Origin of the sequence: Shimia aestuarii (assembly GCF_900114635.1) — a bacterium.
GTDB lineage: Bacteria > Pseudomonadota > Alphaproteobacteria > Rhodobacterales > Rhodobacteraceae > Shimia > Shimia aestuarii.
This window is the reverse complement of record NZ_FOTQ01000005.1, coordinates 79,178-94,899: the sequence shown is the minus strand read 5'-3', so window position 1 is coordinate 94,899 and position 15,722 is coordinate 79,178. Positions and strand designations below refer to the sequence as shown.

General features: G+C 60.5%; 16 protein-coding genes. 8 read left to right on the top strand and 8 right to left on the bottom strand.

From position 1 onward, the window contains the following. Positions 1–25 precede the first annotated feature (25 nt). From BMZ35_RS12965 to BMZ35_RS12955, 3 genes are read right to left on the bottom strand one after another with little or no spacing between them, the layout of a single operon-like run. Complete coding sequence (locus BMZ35_RS12965; protein ID WP_093094281.1) at positions 26–946, bottom strand: pseudouridine-5'-phosphate glycosidase; 921 nt, start codon at positions 944–946, stop codon at positions 26–28. Next, positions 943–1,836: a PfkB family carbohydrate kinase gene (locus BMZ35_RS12960; protein WP_093094280.1), complete on the bottom strand. Its 894-nt coding sequence runs from the start codon at positions 1,834–1,836 to the stop codon at positions 943–945. Before BMZ35_RS12960 ends, BMZ35_RS12965 begins: the two co-directional genes overlap by 4 nt. A gap of 51 nt (positions 1,837–1,887) precedes the next feature. Next, the gene (locus BMZ35_RS12955; RefSeq protein ID WP_093094279.1) at positions 1,888–2,706 is read right to left on the bottom strand and encodes a DUF4198 domain-containing protein; all 819 of its coding nucleotides are present in this window, start codon (positions 2,704–2,706) and stop codon (positions 1,888–1,890) included. Between the two features lie 40 nt (positions 2,707–2,746). Between BMZ35_RS12955 and BMZ35_RS12950 the strand changes: the two genes are divergently transcribed. After that, entirely contained in the window at positions 2,747–3,850 is a 1,104-nt protein-coding gene (locus BMZ35_RS12950; protein WP_341350637.1) for a HupE/UreJ family protein, read from the top strand. A 4-nt stretch (positions 3,851–3,854) separates the two neighbouring features. On the opposite strand, the gene BMZ35_RS12945 is transcribed toward BMZ35_RS12950, so the two are convergent. Beyond that, positions 3,855–4,472 carry a thiamine phosphate synthase gene (locus BMZ35_RS12945; RefSeq protein ID WP_093094277.1) on the bottom strand — a complete coding sequence of 206 codons (618 nt, stop codon included), beginning with the start codon at positions 4,470–4,472 and terminating at the stop codon, positions 3,855–3,857. Positions 4,473–4,527: 55 nt separating this feature from the next. Further along, positions 4,528–4,857: a TfoX/Sxy family protein gene (locus BMZ35_RS12940; protein ID WP_093094276.1), complete on the bottom strand. Its 330-nt coding sequence runs from the start codon at positions 4,855–4,857 to the stop codon at positions 4,528–4,530. Positions 4,858–4,988: 131 nt separating this feature from the next. Here BMZ35_RS12940 and BMZ35_RS12935 point away from each other — a divergent pair, with 131 nt between their 5' ends. The 4 genes from BMZ35_RS12935 to BMZ35_RS12920 all read left to right on the top strand — a co-directional run bounded on the left by BMZ35_RS12935 (position 4,989) and on the right by BMZ35_RS12920 (position 9,046). Continuing rightward, complete coding sequence (locus tag BMZ35_RS12935; protein WP_093094467.1) at positions 4,989–5,735, top strand: RNA methyltransferase; 747 nt, start codon at positions 4,989–4,991, stop codon at positions 5,733–5,735. A 69-nt stretch (positions 5,736–5,804) separates the two neighbouring features. Then, entirely contained in the window at positions 5,805–6,953 is a 1,149-nt protein-coding gene (gene ctaA / locus BMZ35_RS12930; RefSeq protein ID WP_093094275.1) for a heme A synthase, read from the top strand. 3 nt (positions 6,954–6,956) lie between these two features. After that, positions 6,957–8,432, top strand: a complete 1,476-nt coding sequence (locus tag BMZ35_RS12925; protein WP_093094274.1) for a carboxypeptidase M32 — start codon at positions 6,957–6,959, stop codon at positions 8,430–8,432. Between the two features lie 149 nt (positions 8,433–8,581). Next, complete coding sequence (locus BMZ35_RS12920; protein ID WP_093094273.1) at positions 8,582–9,046, top strand: MAPEG family protein; 465 nt, start codon at positions 8,582–8,584, stop codon at positions 9,044–9,046. Between the two features lie 4 nt (positions 9,047–9,050). Here BMZ35_RS12920 and BMZ35_RS12915 read toward each other — a convergent pair whose 3' ends face one another. Both BMZ35_RS12915 and gyrA read right to left on the bottom strand, forming a co-directional pair. Further along, positions 9,051–9,410, bottom strand: a complete 360-nt coding sequence (locus BMZ35_RS12915) for a hypothetical protein (protein WP_093094272.1) — start codon at positions 9,408–9,410, stop codon at positions 9,051–9,053. Between the two features lie 47 nt (positions 9,411–9,457). Next, positions 9,458–12,217, bottom strand: a complete 2,760-nt coding sequence (gene gyrA, locus BMZ35_RS12910) for a DNA gyrase subunit A (RefSeq protein ID WP_093094271.1) — start codon at positions 12,215–12,217, stop codon at positions 9,458–9,460. Positions 12,218–12,409: 192 nt separating this feature from the next. Between gyrA and BMZ35_RS12905 the strand changes: the two genes are divergently transcribed. The 3 genes from BMZ35_RS12905 (at position 12,410) to BMZ35_RS12895 (ending at position 14,600) form a co-directional block, all read left to right on the top strand. Then, positions 12,410–12,679 carry an usg protein gene (locus BMZ35_RS12905; protein ID WP_093094270.1) on the top strand — a complete coding sequence of 90 codons (270 nt, stop codon included), beginning with the start codon at positions 12,410–12,412 and terminating at the stop codon, positions 12,677–12,679. A gap of 65 nt (positions 12,680–12,744) precedes the next feature. Then, a complete protein-coding gene (locus tag BMZ35_RS12900; protein WP_093094269.1) occupies positions 12,745–13,443 on the top strand; it encodes a lipid-binding SYLF domain-containing protein in 699 nt (232 codons plus the stop codon). Between the two features lie 92 nt (positions 13,444–13,535). After that, positions 13,536–14,600 carry a DUF2855 family protein gene (locus tag BMZ35_RS12895; protein WP_093094268.1) on the top strand — a complete coding sequence of 355 codons (1,065 nt, stop codon included), beginning with the start codon at positions 13,536–13,538 and terminating at the stop codon, positions 14,598–14,600. An 8-nt stretch (positions 14,601–14,608) separates the two neighbouring features. Here the strand turns inward: BMZ35_RS12895 and BMZ35_RS12890 are convergent, their stop codons facing one another. Then, positions 14,609–15,550, bottom strand: coding sequence for a radical SAM protein (locus BMZ35_RS12890; protein WP_093094267.1), 942 nt, complete (start codon positions 15,548–15,550; stop codon positions 14,609–14,611). Between the last annotated feature and the right edge of the window lie 172 nt (positions 15,551–15,722).

The window sequence follows — 15,722 nt, the reverse complement described above, 5'->3', positions numbered from 1 at the left end:
CGTGTTCAACGGGATTGCGCATCCTTCAGCCGCGTGATTTCAGCGCGCTGATTTCATGGGCGATTTCGGCGGCGAGACGGGCGTTGTTGCGGACCAGTGCGATATTGGCGGTAAGAGAGCGCCCCTCGGTGAGTTCGAAGATGCGCTGGAGCAAATAGGGCGTCACGCCCTTGCCGGTGATGCCGTGTTCAACCGCGTCGGCGGTTGCGCGGGCGATAATCGGGGCCATGGTCTGTGTTGGAATCTCGTCGGCTGTGGGGATCGGGTTGGCGACCAGCTGGCCGCCGTGAAGACCGAGCTTGGAGCGCAATACATGCGCTTTGGCGATGCGGGTTGGGGTGTCCATGCGCAGGGGCGCGGTGAGATCGGATCGGGCCGACCAGAAGGCAGGAAAGCTGTCCTGTTGATAGGCGATGACCGGCACACCGTTGGTTTCGAGCATCTCAAGCGTTTTCGGTACATCGAGAATGGCCTTGGCGCCCGCGGCGACAACCGTCACAGGAGTCTGGGCCAGTTCGGAGAGGTCAGCGGAGATATCAAAGCTGTCTTCCGCGCCCTTGTGCACACCGCCGATGCCGCCAGTGGCAAAAACGTCGATCCCGGCAAGGTGGGCGGCGATCATGGTGGCGGCAACCGTGGTGGCGCCATTGCGCCCCTGTGCCATGCAAACGGCGAGGTCGGCGCGCGACAGCTTGGCGACGTTTTCGGCCTTGGCGAGCTGGTCAAGTTGGCCGTCGGTCAGACCGATATGCAACGTCCCGTTCAGAACCGCGATGGTCGCCGGGACAGCGCCTCTTTCTCGGATGTCGGCTTCAACCTGACGGGCGACCTGGACGTTTTGCGGGAACGGCATGCCGTGGGTGATGATCGTGCTTTCCAGCGCGACGACGGGGGTGCCATCGGCCAGAGCGGCAGCGACTTCGGGCGAAGGAGTGAAGAGGCTCATGTGGCGTGTTCTCCGGAAACATAGGCGGCGGCGGCTTGCAGAGCGCGCGAAAGGGCTTCGTCGCGCGCGCATCCGGCAGCTTCGGCGGCGATGTGGGCCGCCATGAACGTATCCCCGGCGCCGGTCACACGGGTGACCAGAACAGAGGGTGGGGTTTGAGTGAGTGCGCCGTCGGAAGTGGCATCAGAAGCCGAATTCCCGCCATCGGTCACGAGGGCGCGCCGGGCACCACGTGCGACCAGAGCCTGAGCGGCGTCACGCGAAGATGCGAATTCGGTTTGGCACAAGAGCCCGGCCTCTTCGAGATTTACATAAAGCACCGCGCGGGCGTGGGTGAGGAAGGGGAGCAGACGTTCGGCCTTGCCCGGAGAGGCGGGGGCGACGCGCAGGTCGGCGTTGTCAAACAGGGGTGAGCGCGCGATCTGATCCAGTAGGCGTTGGGTCAGGTTGCCGTCCAGCGCAATGAAGCCGGTATAGGGGCGTTCCTCGTCGCCCAGCATGCCGTTTTGCAATGGACGCAGGATCTTGTCGCCAGCGGCTTCGAGTGAATGGGCGTCAGCAATGGCCGCGATCAGCCCGTTGGCGCCTTCAACGGCCATGTATTTGTCGGTGGGCAGATCGTCGGAGCGGTAAACGTGATCCGTGATCATGCCCATCGCCTCACAGGCGCGCATTAGCTCGTGGCCCTCGTCATCCTGTCCGATCGCTGTCAGGAGCGCGGGGCGCAGGCCGTACCGGGCCAGTGTCATGGCGATATTCATGGCCACGCCGCCCGGCAGGCGCGTGATACGTCCCGGTACGTCGGAGCCTTGGCGCATGTGGCTGGGTGAGCGGCCAATCACGTCCCAGAGGACGGAGCCAATGCACAGGATATCAGGATCATGAGTCATGGGGTTGGTTATGATCGCAAATCGCGAGGCGGCGCAAGGCAGGAGATGCGGTCAAGTGCCAGGGCGTGAGAATGTCATACTTGCCCAGAGGGTTTCCCAGACAATGTTTGTGTCTTTGGTGCGCTCCTGCTCCGGGGGGCGCAGGATCACGGCGTTGAGCAAGTAGTCATGCCCCGGATTCAATGGCACCTCAACGATCCCGGAGGCATCGGTGCGCAAGTGGTGACGGGTGACCGTCCGGTCCGGCGCGCGTTCAAAGATGTCGACCTGTGTGTCGGCGCGTGGGGCATTGCGATAGAGCAGCTGCACGGGCAGGGTGGTGGCCTTTGTATCGGTGTAGGGGTTGGCAAGGGCGACCAGTTCAAACTCCATCCCCTTGTGGCTGTCTGCGCCCGCGCCGTTTCCGATCGCGACGAGCGACTTGACGAGCCGGGTGTAGCCTTCCTTGAATGGTGGGGCGGGCAGGGCGCGCGCATCATGAAGGGTGCGGGCATCCCCAAGGCCCTTTTCGGTGACAAAGGCGGCGAAAGTGTCCCAGTCCCGATAGGTCACGACGTTCTGGGTGGTTTCGTGCAAAATGATCATCAGGCCCGGTGTGGGCGCCGAAAGTGTCAGGGCCGGAACATCCCCCGCGCGCCCGGTGTTGGGGGTAATGGTGCCGTTCAGATGGTGTTCAGAGCGCAGCACGCGGCTGTCGAACCACGCAAATTCCGTGCCTTGGAAAGTCTGACCGTTCTTGAGGTCGGCAGAGAAAGTGACGCCGGGATCCACTTGAAAGATGTGTGGTTCGATCCAAAACTCGTGGCAGAGAGCGGGGCCGCTTGCTAGGAAGGCGATGCAACAGGCGAGCAACAGGCGGGGCAGGAGCATGAGAAAACCATTTGGTTGGACCCGGGTGAGGCTGCCTGTCGTGTTGGCTTTGTCAAGTCTGGTTTGGCTTTGGGCACAGCTTGCCAATGCCCATGAGGTTCTTCCGACGATTGCAGATCTGGAGGTTGCAAACGGCCAGGCGCAGTTGAGCCTGCGTATGAATGCAGAGGCTTTTGTGGCCGGGCTCAATCTGGATGAGATCACCGATACGGACGAAGTGACCGGGGGCAATGATTACGACGCGCTGCGGGCGCTATCGGTTGCCGACTTCGAGGCCCGTTTGCGCGCGGCCTTGCCGGATGTGCTGAAGGGGGTGACCCTTCGGGCTGGCGAATTGTCGGCGGTCTGGGAGGTTGTCGAGGTGCGGGTGGCACCGTTGGCGGATCTCGAACTTCCGCGCGCGACCGTCGTGGCACTGCGCACGGATGTTCCTTCGGGGACGCAGCAGGTGACGCTGGTCTGGCCCGAGGGGCATGGTGCGCTGGTGTTGCGGCAGGTCGGGGTAGAAGACCCCTATACCGGGTTTTTGAACGGGGGGGAGACCAGCCCGCCGATCTCGGTAATGGGGGGCGATGCCTTGTCGGGTTGGCAAAGCTTTCTTGCCTATGTGCCGGTGGGGTTCGATCATATCCTGCCCAAAGGGTTGGACCATATCCTGTTCGTATTAGGGCTGTTCTTCCTGTCATTGCATCTGCGTCCGCTGATCTGGCAGATCAGCGCCTTCACGCTCGCCCACACGGTGACGCTTGCGGCGGGCGCGCTTGGCTGGGTCAATGTGCCAAGCGCAATCGTCGAACCGCTGATCGCGGCCTCGATCAGCTTTGTGGCGATAGAAAACATCCTGAGCCGCGGGCTCAGCCCGTGGCGGCCGGTGGTTGTTTTTGGCTTTGGCCTGCTGCACGGGCTTGGGTTCGCCTCTGTGCTGGAAGAATTCGGGCTGCCTGAAGACACCTTCATCCCGGCCTTGTTGGGTTTCAACGTCGGTGTCGAGCTTGGGCAGTTGACCGTGATCGCGCTGGCCTTCTGCGCGGTCGGCTTCTGGTTCGGGAAAAAACCATGGTACCGGGCACGGATTGCCGTGCCCGCCTCGGCGGTGATTGCGCTTATTGGCGCGTGGTGGTTCGTGGAGCGCGTGTTTTTCTGAGGTGTCAGAACGCGGCCCGGAGAGCGCCGAGTGCGGCCACCGGATCGTCATGCCGCCAGATTTCCTCGCCAATGCCGAAAAAATCGGTGACGGGGGACAGGCGGGCAATGATGTCGCCGTCCAGCGCGCCTTCGGCGACGACGGGCACTTCGATCATCTGGGACCACCATTCGAACAGTTCGTGTTCGGCGCGGGTGCCGTCCCACAGCGGCGTTGCGCCGACCGGGCCGAAACTGATGTAGTCGCATCCCAGCTCGCCGGCGGTCATGCCGTCATGGCGCGACGCGCCGCAGAAGGCGCCGACGATGGCGTCATCCCCCAGATCCTTGCGGGTCTTGCGGACCGAGCGCGAACCGTCGGTCAGATGCACCCCGTCGAGACCCAGCCGTTCGGACAGCAGCACATGCTCAGAGATCACGATGGCCACGTCGCGGGCATGGGTCACTTCGCGCAGCGCATCCGCCGCGCGTGAGAGGCGGTCTTCGTCACGGGTGGCCAGCGCAAGGCGCACGCAGGCGATCTCGGTCGAGTCGAGCACCCGCGCCAACGCGTCGGGAAAACGGCTGAGTTCGATCTCGGGCGGGGTGATGAGATAGATCTGGGGCAGCTCGGTATCGGCCATCTTCGGGCTCCTTGAAAGGTCTTCGCGCCGCTATAGCGCGGATTCGCGGGCTTGGCTACTTGGCTGGCAGGCTGGTCACGAAATTCAGCGCCAAGGCCATGACTTGCCCGCGCCGTGTGTCGTCGGCCATCACGTCTTCATCCACATCGACCATCCCGCCCATCGGGCGCCCGGTAAAGGCCATTGGGCTTGCTCCCTCGATGGCGAGTGCGGCGGTATGGTTGTCCTTGCCCACCCGAAACATGCCGCCCCCCTTGTGCACACCACAGAGCATGTTGCCGTCGAGCATGAAGCAGAGCCCGCCGAACATTTTCTTTTCGGTCACGTTTTCGCGCTCGGCGAGGTCGTCGCGCAGGATGCTGGCAAGTCCTTCGTCATAGGCCATTGGTTGTGTCTCCTGTTTATACAGATGATTCTAGGCCTCCGGCGGGAGTATTTGTAGCAAAATGAAGGATGGGCGGGTTGTTTGTGGCGCGGACGGGCGGTATCAGCGGCCAGATTTTCGTGGAGAATGACATGCCGAGCGACACATCTCAGCCCGCCTTTGTTCTTGTGCGTCCCCAGATGGGGGAAAACATCGGTGGGGCGGCCCGTGCCATGTTGAATTTCGGGCTCGACCGGATGCGTGTGGTTGCGCCGCGCGATGGCTGGCCAAACGAACGGGCCGTGGCCATGGCCAGCGGCGCGGGGCGCCTTCTGGACGAGGCGATGTTGTGTGACACGACCGAGGAAGCGTTGCGTGACTGCCATTTTGTCTTTGCGACCACCGCGCGGGCGCGCGGATTGACCAAGCCGGTGGTGACACCGGAACGCGCCATGCAGATGGCGGCGGAAAAGATTGCCACTGGAGAGAAGGTCGCCGTGCTTTTCGGGCCGGAGCGGGCCGGGTTGGAAAACGAGGATATTGCGCGGGCAAGCGCGATCATCAACGTGCCGGTGAACCCGGAATATGCGTCGTTGAACCTTGCGCAATGCGTGTTGCTGACCGCCTATGAATGGCGCCGGGCCAGTGCAGAGATCGTGGCCGAACGGGTGGATATGGCCAAGACCGACTGGGCCAATGGCGCCGAGATGGAAGCCTTGCAGAGCCATTATGAAGATCGCCTGGAAGAGGCTGGGTTCTTTTTCCCACCAGAGAAGGCCGAAGGCATGAAGATCAACCTGCGCAACATGTGGAGCCGGATGCCGCTCACGCGGGCCGATGTGCAGATGTTGCATGGTGTCATGCGGCAGATGGTGCGTTGGAAAGACCGCGCGGATTAAACGCGTAAGGGGTGGTTGAAGGCGCGCCGGGTCGTGCCTAGTGTCGCTATCAAGTTCCGGGGAGATACCATGAGCCAGAAACGCAGTATTTTCGAAGAGGTCGGCAGCGAGGCGCCCAAGGAGGCCCCGAAGGCTGTTGGGGTGATCGACAAGGGCGCGCGTGGTGCGCGGCGTGGGATCCGGCTTTGGTTGATGGCGTTGTTTGCGCTGGTGGTGATCATGATCGCTGTGGGTGGGCTGACCCGTCTGACCGAGAGCGGCTTGTCCATCACCGAATGGCGCCCTGTGACCGGAGCCATTCCGCCGATGAACGCAGTGGATTGGCAGTCGGAATTCGACAAGTACAAGCAGATCGACCAGTGGCGGATCGAGAACCAGTGGATGACGCTGGCCGATTTCAAGACGATCTATTGGTGGGAATGGGGCCACCGTCAGTTGGGCCGGGTGATCGGCCTTGTCTGGGCGTTGGGGTTCCTCGGGTTTCTTGTCGCGCGCCAGATCCCGACGGGTTGGACCGGCCGGCTGTTCCTGATCGGGGCCTTGGGCGGCGTTCAGGGCGCCGTGGGCTGGTGGATGGTCGCATCAGGGGTAACCTCGGGAGAGGGTGTGACGACGGTCGCGAGTTATCGATTGGCAACACATCTCGGGCTGGCATTCGTTATCCTCGGGTTTATTGGCTGGTACATCCTTTTGCTGGGGCGGAGCGAACGGGATCTGATGCAGGCGCGACGCGGCAAGGAAGACAAGTTGTTTTCCATGTCTACGGGGCTCATGCACATGGGATTGATACAGATCCTATTGGGCGCGTTGGTGGCCGGGATTGATGCGGGGCGGTCCTATACGGATTGGCCGCTGATGGGCGGGCAGGTTTTCCCACCGGATGCCTTCATGATCGAGCCGGTTTGGCGCAACTTCTTTGAAAATCCGGGGTTGGTGCAGTTCATTCACCGGATCTGGGGTTATCTCTTCGTGATCTTTGCGGTTGTTGTCTGGCGGCGGAGCCGGGCGTCGGCCCATGCGGGAACCCAGTTCGCGTTCAATACGCTGGTGTCCGGAGTTGCGCTGCAACTCGTGATCGGGATCGCCACGGTGATCTATGCAGCCCCTGTCGAGATTGCGATCGTGCACCAGGTGATGGCAGTTCTGGTCTGGACCCTGATCCTCAAGGCGCGGTTCCTGGCGCATTACCCCGTTGCGACCTCTATTCGAAAAGGATGATCCATGTCTGCCTATGATGAGTTGATGGCATTCCAGCATCAGACCGAAGCGCTGGCGCAAGTGGCCGGGCGACTGGGCTGGGATCAGGAAACCATGATGCCCCGCGGGGCTTCCGAGCAGCGCGCCGAGGAAATGGCGGCGATGGAAGCCGTTCTGCATGCACGCCGGATGGACCCGAAAGTTGCCGATTGGCTGACTGCGATTGACGACGCCGCGCTGGACGTGGTTGGGCAGGCGCAGATGCGCCATATCCGCAAGAGCTTTGCCCGGACACGCAAGGTGCCCGGTGATCTGGCCGCCGAAATTGCCAAGGTGACAAGCCGGGCGCAGGGCCTATGGGCGCAGGCGCGGGCGGATGAGGACGTTGCCGCCTTTCTGCCGGTGCTGGACGAGGTGGTCCGTCTCAAGCGACTGGAGGGACAGGCGCTGGCGGATGGCGGTGATGTCTATGACGCCATGATCGACGATTACGAGCCGGACATGACGGCGGCGGAACTGGCTGCGATGTTTGATGCAATGCGGCCCCGTCTGGTGGCTTTGCGCGCAGCGGTTCTTGCCGCCGAAGCGCCCAGGGCACTTGAGGGGCATTTCCCGGCGGACAAGCAGATGAAGCTGACCCGGCAGCTGGCGCGCGCGTTTGGATATGACATGAGCCATGGACGCGTGGACAAGGCGGTGCACCCGTTCTCGTCGGGCTCTGGGTTGGATGTGCGGATCACCACGCGGACCAATGAGCTCGACCCGTTCAACTGTTTCTATTCGACGATCCATGAAGTTGGTCACGGGGCCTATGAGCAGGGGATCGACCGCGCCTATCTGCTGACTCCGCTGGGGCAGGGCGTGTCGATGGGTGTGCACGAGAGCCAGAGCCGGATTTATGAAAATCAGCTGGGCCGCAGCCGCGCCTTTACCGGGTGGCTATTCGGGCAGATGCGCGATGTTTTTGGCGAATTCGGCATCCCGGATGCGGAGGCATTTTACGGTACGGTGAACCGGGTCCACGACGGCTATATCCGAACCGAAGCGGACGAGGTACAATACAACCTGCACATCATGTTGCGTTTCGATCTTGAGCGGGCGCTGATGGCAGGGGATCTGTCGGTGGATGATCTGGAAGCCGCCTGGAACGATCGGTTCGCGGCGGATTTCGGCTATGCTGTGGACAAGCCAAGCAACGGCGTGTTGCAGGACGTTCATTGGTCGGTCGGGTTGTTTGGTTATTTCCCGACCTATTCGCTGGGCAATGTCTATGCGGGTTGTCTGCACGACACGTTGCGCCGGGCGGTGCCGGACCTGGATGCGCAATTGGCAACGGGAGATACGTCGGCGGCGACATGTTGGCTTCGGGAAAACCTGCAACGGCATGGCGGATTGCGGACACCGCGCGCAACGATTGAACATGCGAGCGGGATCGTGCCTTCGCCCGAGCCGTTGCTAAGCTATCTGGAAGAGAAGTTCAGCCGGATCTACGGGCTGTAGCGGGGTCTCATGGTGCGCCCTTGCGGGCGCGCAGGTTGGGCGCCCACGGCGTGGGGGGGCGCTGCCCCGTCGCGCGGCGCGGGACTCCCCGGGATATTTTTGGCAAAAGGAAAAACGGGTCTGCTAAGGTTGTCTTGGGAGGAGACCTCATGCAGCAGATCAGTCTGGAGAACCCGGTTTTTGCTACCTATGTGATCGCCTCTGCCATCATGGTGCTTAAGATCATGGGACAGGGGTGGATGACGGTATACCGGATGCTGAAAAGCGATTCCGGGTTGGCGAGTCCGGAGGATTTGCGTCAAACCCTCCTGAACAGGTCGCCGCGTCCTGAGCAGTTGGAGGTCAACGACTACGTGGATCGCTCGCGCCGGATGCATCGCAACGATCTTGAGAACATCCCCGGTTTCTGGATGGCGGGGTTTCTGTTTGTCATGGTGTCACCGCCACTGTGGCTGGCGCAGGTCTTGATGTACGGGTTCGTTGCAGCGCGGGCTGTGCATGCTGTGGGCTATGCCACCCGCCAGAACCATGAGTTCCGCGCGACTTTCTATACGATCGGGTCGCTGATCGTGATTTTCATGGCGCTCTATGTGCTGGGCGTGGTGATTTTCTGAATCTTTAGCGGGAGATGCAGACCATCGCCTTGCCGTCTGCGCGGGTCACAGTCAGTGACCCGTCGGGATTTTGTTCGACAATGCGTTCCGCTCCATAGCCGTCCGAGCTGAGGCGGCCGTTGGAGGTGATCTCGTACTCGGCTGCCACGGTCTTTCCACGAACAACCGCCGTGTAGCCCACGGTGGTGGCATCAGGCGAAATTTCTGAGACATGCCATTCCAAGGGGATTTGCCCCTGAACACAGTCGTAACTCTGGCCGCTAATCATGGTCAGCAGAACCGCGCCCGTAATTTCGTTGGCCATCACGGGAAAGGCACAGAAGCTCGCGCCGGTGAGGGCAAGGGAAAGGAGGCTGTGTTTCATGCGAGTACTCCAAAGAAAACAGGGGGCAGTGAATGCCCCCCGTCTTGTCAGCTTTCGTCTGACCCGTCGCCTTGACTTTCGTCATCTTCGGACTGTTCCGCGATCCATGCGACCGAGACGACTTCTTCGCCCTTACCGGTGTTGAACACCTTGACGCCCCCAGCGCTGCGCGAGCGGAAGGAAATGCCATCGACGGGCACCCGGATCGACTGGCCCTTGGAGGTGGCGAGCATGATCTGGTCGCCCATTTCCACGGGGAAGGAGGCGACGAGTTCGCCACCGCGCATGGCCTTGTCCATTGCGGCCACACCCTGACCGCCCCGTCCGCGCACGGGGTAGTCGTGGCTTGAGCTGAGCTTGCCCGCGCCACCGGAGGTGATCGTGAGGATCAGGTTCTCAGCGGCGGACATCTCGGCATAGTCGAATTCCACGGACCCGTCAGCGATGGTCTCCTCTTCGTCGACACCTTCGGCATCGTCCGTCAGACCCGCCATTGCGCGGCGCATCTTGAGATAGGCGGTGCGTTGCTCGGGTGTGTATTTCGAATGACGTATGATCGACATGGAGACGACCTCATCATCGCCCGCCAGCTTGATGCCGCGCACCCCAACAGAAGCGCGGCTGTTGAAAACGCGCACCTCAGTCGTCGGGAAGCGGATCGCGCGCCCCGAGCTGGTCACGAGCATGACATCGTCGTCTTCCGAACAGATGCGCGCATTGATCAGCTTGGTGGCTTCGTGTTCGCCCTCGAACTTCATCGCGATCTTGCCGTTGGATTTCACATTTGTGAAGTCTGACAGGCGGTTACGGCGCACAGTTCCAGCGGATGTTGCAAATACGATCTGAAGGTTCGCCCATTCGTCCTCGGGGACGTCCACAGGCATGATCGCCGCCACGGATACCCCCTGCGGGATCGGCAGAATGTTGACGATGGCTTTGCCCTTGGAGGTGCGTCCGCCCTGCGGCAGGCGCCATGTCTTGAGCTTATAAGCCATGCCGTCGGTCGTGAAGAACAGGAGCTGCGTGTGGGTATTAGCCACGAAGAGGGTCGTGACGACGTCCTCTTCCTTGGTCGCCATGCCCGACAGCCCCTTGCCGCCACGTTTCTGAGCGCGGAAATCGGCCAGCGGGGTGCGTTTGATATAGCCACCCGAGGTCACGGTCACGACCATGTCCTCGCGCTCGATCAAGTCCTCGTCTTCCATGTCGCCGGACCAGTCGACGATCTCGGTGCGGCGCGGCACGGCGAACTGGTCGCGCACTTCGCGAAGTTCGTCGGCAATCAGGCCCATGATGCGTTCGCGCGACCCGAGAATTTCGAGGTATTCCTTGATCTTGCCTGCCAGTTCCTCAAGCTCGTCGGTGACTTCCTTGACCCCAAGTTGGGTCAGGCGTTGAAGGCGCAGTTCCAGAATGGCGCGGGCCTGTGTTTCGGACAGGTTGTACGTACCATCGTCGTTCACTGGGTGCAGCGGATCATCAATCAGCTTGAGATATGGCACGATGTCGCCAGCTGGCCAGCGACGTTCCATCAGGCGCCGGCGCGCCTCGGCGGCGTCGGCAGACGACCGGATCGTGGCCACAACTTCGTCCACGTTCGACACGGCGACGGCCAGACCACAAAGGATGTGGCTGCGTTCACGGGCCTTGCGCAGGTCATGCGCGGTACGGCGCGCGACCACGTCTTCCCGGAAATCAATGAATGAGGTCAGGAACCGGCGGAGCGTCAGCTGTTCAGGCCGTCCGCCATTCAAGGCCAGCATGTTACAGCCGAAATGGGTTTGCATCGGCGTGAAGCGGAACAGTTGGTTCAGCACCACCTCGGCGGTCGCATCGCGCTTTAGCTCGACCACAACGCGCACACCATGACGGTCGGATTCGTCCTGAACATGAGCAATGCCTTCGATCCGCTTTTCGCGCGCGGCTTCGGCGATTTTTTCAATCATCGACGCCTTGTTCACCTGGTAAGGGATCTCGTCGATGACAATGGCGTAGCGGTCCTTGCGGATTTCTTCCACGCGGGTTTTCGAACGGATGATCACGCTGCCACGGCCTTCAAGATAGGCTTTGCGCGCGCCCGAACGACCCAGAAGGATCCCGCCGGTCGGGAAGTCGGGGCCCGGAACAAACTGGATCAGTTGTTCGCTGGTCAGGTCGGGATCATCGATCAGGGCAAGGGTTGCATCGACCACTTCGCCAAGGTTGTGCGGCGGAATGTTGGTTGCCATGCCGACGGCAATGCCACCCGCGCCGTTGACCAGCATGTTGGGAAAACGCGCCGGCAGCACGGTTGGCTCACGGTCCTTGCCATCATAGTTGTCTTGAAAATCGACGGTTTCTTTCTCGATGTCGGCCAGCATGAAGGCTGCCGGTTTGTCCATGCGGACCTCGGTATAGCGCATGGCAGCGGGGTTATCGCCATCCATCGAACCAAAGTTGCCCTGACCATCCAGAAGCGGCAGGGACATCGAGAAATCCTGAGCCATCCGCACAAGCGCATCATAGATCGCGCTGTCGCCGTGCGGGTGGTATTTACCCATGACGTCACCAACCGGGCGCGCCGACTTGCGGTAAGGCTTGTCGTGCGCGTTGTTAGTTTCATGCATGGCGTACAGGATACGCCGGTGCACGGGCTTCAACCCGTCGCGCAGATCGGGGATCGCGCGGCTGACGATCACGCTCATGGCGTAGTCGAGATAGGACGCGCGCATTTCCTCTTCGATCGTAACCGTCGGGCCGTCGTGCACCATCCGTTCGTGAATTGGATTTTCGTCTTCGTTTTCAGGGGTTTCCGGCGTGTCGCTCAAGTCCTGTGCTCGCTTCTTTGTGGCGGTCCATATGTTGTTGAGAAAACTATATCAGAGGCAGGATATGGGGTGCAATGGCACAAGTCCGAGAGTATTAGCACCGGTCGATGAATAGTGCTAATAGACTGTTTTTATTGAAAATTAAATCTTGTCGCGCCATCCTGTGTATACGAGCAAAAGGAGGCGCACAGAATGGAGATGTCCGAAACGGAAATGATGCTCAAAGGATATGGGCTGACCACGGCAGAGTTCTTTTATCACATGCCGGACCATATTCATGTTCTCAACAGTTATATCTGGCAGGAGTACGATCTTGCGCCGGACCATCCCAAGCTGTTTGAATTCATCGAATTCTGGCAGCGCGAGCTGGACGGTCCGCTGCATTCCGTCAGGTTCACGCACCGCAAGTTGGTGGCCGTCGGAGAATGGCGCAATGTTGTGGGTGAATTTCGAATACACTGACGCGCCGCTTTTCAGAAACCGCTTCCTATGCTCTGATGTTTGCGGAGATGGAGTGGGTGAAATAAATGTGGGAAAGACTTCTAGGTTGTGCCCTCGCGGTTGGTCTGTGCGGGCCCGGTCAGGCGGAAACCGCGTGGCAGAAGATCAAGAAGGGTGCCAAGGAAACCGGTGAGGCCATCGGCAAGGGCGCCGAAGCTGTGGGGAACACTGTTAGCGATGGCGCAGACGCCGTTGGGAAGACGCTCGATTCGACAGGGGAGCTGATTTCGAACGAGGAAACGCCCGAAGCCACCCGTGCACGGCTGGATGCGTCTTCCGAAAACATCATGGCGCGGTTGCTGACCGAGAATGCCAAGGCCAGGGCGCTTTATGAGCAAAGTGCCGGTTACGCGGTGTTCGATTCCCGGCGTGTCACCGTGTTTCCCGTGACAGCCGGGTACGGGCGGGGCGTCGCCGTTTCCCTACCCAAGGGCGAACGCACCTACATGAACATGAGCAGCGGCGGTGTAGGTGCGGCGATCGGGATCGGCGGATTCGTCAACCAGTTCGTGATCCTGTTCGAAACGCCGGCGGATTTCGAAGATTTCGTGGTCAACGGGTTAGATGCCAGCGCCGGGGGTGAAACAATGTCCGGCGAAGACCGCAGCGACGGGAATATCCGCTTTGTCGACGGGCGGTCGTTCTTTTTTCCCAGCAAGAAGGGGTGGCGTGTAGGGGCCACCGCCGAGGGGACGAAATATTGGCGCTCGCCTGAGCTTAACTGACTCGTGACGTGGCGTAGCGGCGGGAACGCGCGTTTGGGAGGCGGGTGCGGACGGCCTATGCTGTGACGACCAGCAACAGGGGAGCACGCCGCATGAAACGCATTCTGATAGACCAGGCCGAAATCAAGGCCACGACCATGGATGAAGTGGTTCGGACGTCATTGGAAAACGGGCAGGCGCGTTTGGCCCTGCGGCGGTTTGCGCTGACGGCGAACAACGTCACCTATGCGGCCACGGGTTTTGTGATCGGCTATTGGAAGTTCTTTCCGAGCGGTGTTGAAGGCAAAGGGTTGGTGCCCGTCTGGGGGTTTGCCGAGGTTGTGGAAAGCCGAACGGATTCAGTGACCGTGGGCGAACGTCTCTACGGCTTTTTCCCGTTGGCCGAGGAGTTGGTGATCACGCCCGAGGCGGTTGGGGGGGCTGTGATCGTGGATGCAGCCACGCATCGCGCCAACCTGCCGCCGGTCTATAACCGATACGTGCGCAGCCGGGAAAAATCTGCGCGGGACGAGGGGCTTCAGGCACTGTTGCAGCCCTTGCTGGCAACTTCATACTTGCTTTGCGACTGGTTGGAGGACAACGCGTTTTTTAATTCGGAACAGGTTGTTATCGGGAGTGCTTCATCCAAGACCGGGCTGGGTCTGTGCAAGTTTCTGGCCGAGTTGGCGCCACGCCCGGTAAAGATCGTTGGGCTGACATCGGAAGGCAACAAGGCTTTTGTCGAGGGGTTGGGCGCGTGTGACACAGTGCTGAGCTATGACGACATTGAACAGCTTGAACAGGTTCCGTCCGTTTATGTGGACATGGCCGGAAATGCCACGGTCAAGTCGCGTCTTCACACGCATCTGGACAACGTCTTGCGCCATTCCAGTGCTGTCGGGACCAGCCACTGGGACCAGTTCCAGCGGAAACAGGCGCTTGCCGGGCCGAAGCCAGAGTTCTTTTTTGCCCCGTCACAGATTGAAAAACGCCGTGCCGATTGGGGGCCGGGTGTGATCGAAGGCCGTATTTCCGACGCCTGGAAACGCATTGCCGAAGATGCAAGTTCATGGCTGGACCTGCGCGATCATTCTGGGTTGGACGCCGCGGCGGAAGTGTATGACGCCTTGGCGCGCGGCAAGGCCAATCCGCGTGACGGGCATGTCATTAGCCTTTGAGCCGGTCGTCAAGCCGAACAGGAGGCGCCGCCCAGCACGCAGAACTTGGCGCAATGCGGATGGTTGAGTTGCACCGAGCGCTCGGCGTCTTCCAGTGTGGCGCCTAGGTCGAATTGCGGATCGTAGGGCAACAGCGTGCAAGCAATCACCGAGGGTCCGTCCGCCCCTTTGTGCCGTACGACCATGCGAGAAGAAGCGCACATCACGTCATCAGGTGACTTATTGAGAATTCCCCAACAAGCTGTTGTGATTTCAGGAACTTCTACGGTTTCGTCCATCTCCGGAAACAGGACGGTCGTGGCCGGGTTGTTGGCGTCGATCGCGTATTTTTGCTCGGCATAGAGACGTGCATAGCCCTTTCGGGCTGCGCCATCGTCTTCCCCCCAGACCGTGCGCCCGGCGACAGTCATGCGGAACCCGTTGTCGCGTAGCCAGTTCATGCCCTCGATCGTGCGCGCGAAACTGCCTGCGCCGCGTTCCTTGTCATGCAGCTCTTCCGTCCAGTGATCAACGGAAACACGCAAAGTGAGCTTGTCCGCGAATGTGTCCCGCAATTCCAGAAGCCCAGCCCTGACCCGTTTGCGCATCATGGGCTGCATGGCATTGGTCAGGATCAGAACGTCATACCCCCGTTCAAGCGCGCGACGCGTCATCTCGATCATTTCGGGATTCATGAAGGGTTCGCCGCCGGTAAACCCGATCTCACGCACTTTCCAGCCGCGCGTATCGAGCTGATCGAGATAATCGGTCACCTCGTCGGCTGTCAGGTACACTAGCGCGTCATTCGTGGGAGAACTCAAAATATAGCAGTTCTCACATTCGATATTGCACAGGGTCCCGGTGTTGAACCAAAGCGTTTCCGGGTTGGACAGCGCAACTTGCGCACGGGTATCACCATCCGCCGTTACGAAGGGATCCAGAAATTTTGCGGTATTCGCCTGATCTTTCATGGGTTTGTCTTTCCACTGCGTTATGGTTTCCTATCCAATTCGTGGTTGCAGGAAAACTGCTTTGACGGACCCTGACAGAGTTGTGATGCCCGGTTGCGGTGATAAGATCGAAATGATAGAGCGTTTGTTAGCGCTAACGAAATCCGGTCCTTGCTGGGCCGCAAAATAGGGC

Excerpts from the sequence above, each read along its gene's own strand:
- BMZ35_RS12925 (WP_093094274.1), top strand. The coding sequence starts at position 6,957 with ATGTCTGCCTATGATGAGTTGATGGCATTCCAGCATCAGACCGAAGCG.
- BMZ35_RS12940 (WP_093094276.1), bottom strand. The coding sequence starts at position 4,857 with ATGGCCTATGACGAAGGACTTGCCAGCATCCTGCGCGACGACCTCGCC.
- BMZ35_RS12935 (WP_093094467.1), top strand. The coding sequence starts at position 4,989 with ATGCCGAGCGACACATCTCAGCCCGCCTTTGTTCTTGTGCGTCCCCAG.
- BMZ35_RS12915 (WP_093094272.1), bottom strand. The coding sequence starts at position 9,410 with ATGAAACACAGCCTCCTTTCCCTTGCCCTCACCGGCGCGAGCTTCTGT.
- BMZ35_RS12905 (WP_093094270.1), top strand. The coding sequence starts at position 12,410 with ATGGAGATGTCCGAAACGGAAATGATGCTCAAAGGATATGGGCTGACC.
- BMZ35_RS12920 (WP_093094273.1), top strand. The coding sequence starts at position 8,582 with ATGCAGCAGATCAGTCTGGAGAACCCGGTTTTTGCTACCTATGTGATC.
- BMZ35_RS12900 (WP_093094269.1), top strand. The coding sequence starts at position 12,745 with ATGTGGGAAAGACTTCTAGGTTGTGCCCTCGCGGTTGGTCTGTGCGGG.
- BMZ35_RS12955 (WP_093094279.1), bottom strand. The coding sequence starts at position 2,706 with ATGCTCCTGCCCCGCCTGTTGCTCGCCTGTTGCATCGCCTTCCTAGCA.
- BMZ35_RS12890 (WP_093094267.1), bottom strand. The coding sequence starts at position 15,550 with ATGAAAGATCAGGCGAATACCGCAAAATTTCTGGATCCCTTCGTAACG.
- BMZ35_RS12965 (WP_093094281.1), bottom strand. The coding sequence starts at position 946 with ATGAGCCTCTTCACTCCTTCGCCCGAAGTCGCTGCCGCTCTGGCCGAT.
- BMZ35_RS12895 (WP_093094268.1), top strand. The coding sequence starts at position 13,536 with ATGAAACGCATTCTGATAGACCAGGCCGAAATCAAGGCCACGACCATG.
- BMZ35_RS12945 (WP_093094277.1), bottom strand. The coding sequence starts at position 4,472 with ATGGCCGATACCGAGCTGCCCCAGATCTATCTCATCACCCCGCCCGAG.
- BMZ35_RS12960 (WP_093094280.1), bottom strand. The coding sequence starts at position 1,836 with ATGACTCATGATCCTGATATCCTGTGCATTGGCTCCGTCCTCTGGGAC.
- ctaA (WP_093094275.1), top strand. The coding sequence starts at position 5,805 with ATGAGCCAGAAACGCAGTATTTTCGAAGAGGTCGGCAGCGAGGCGCCC.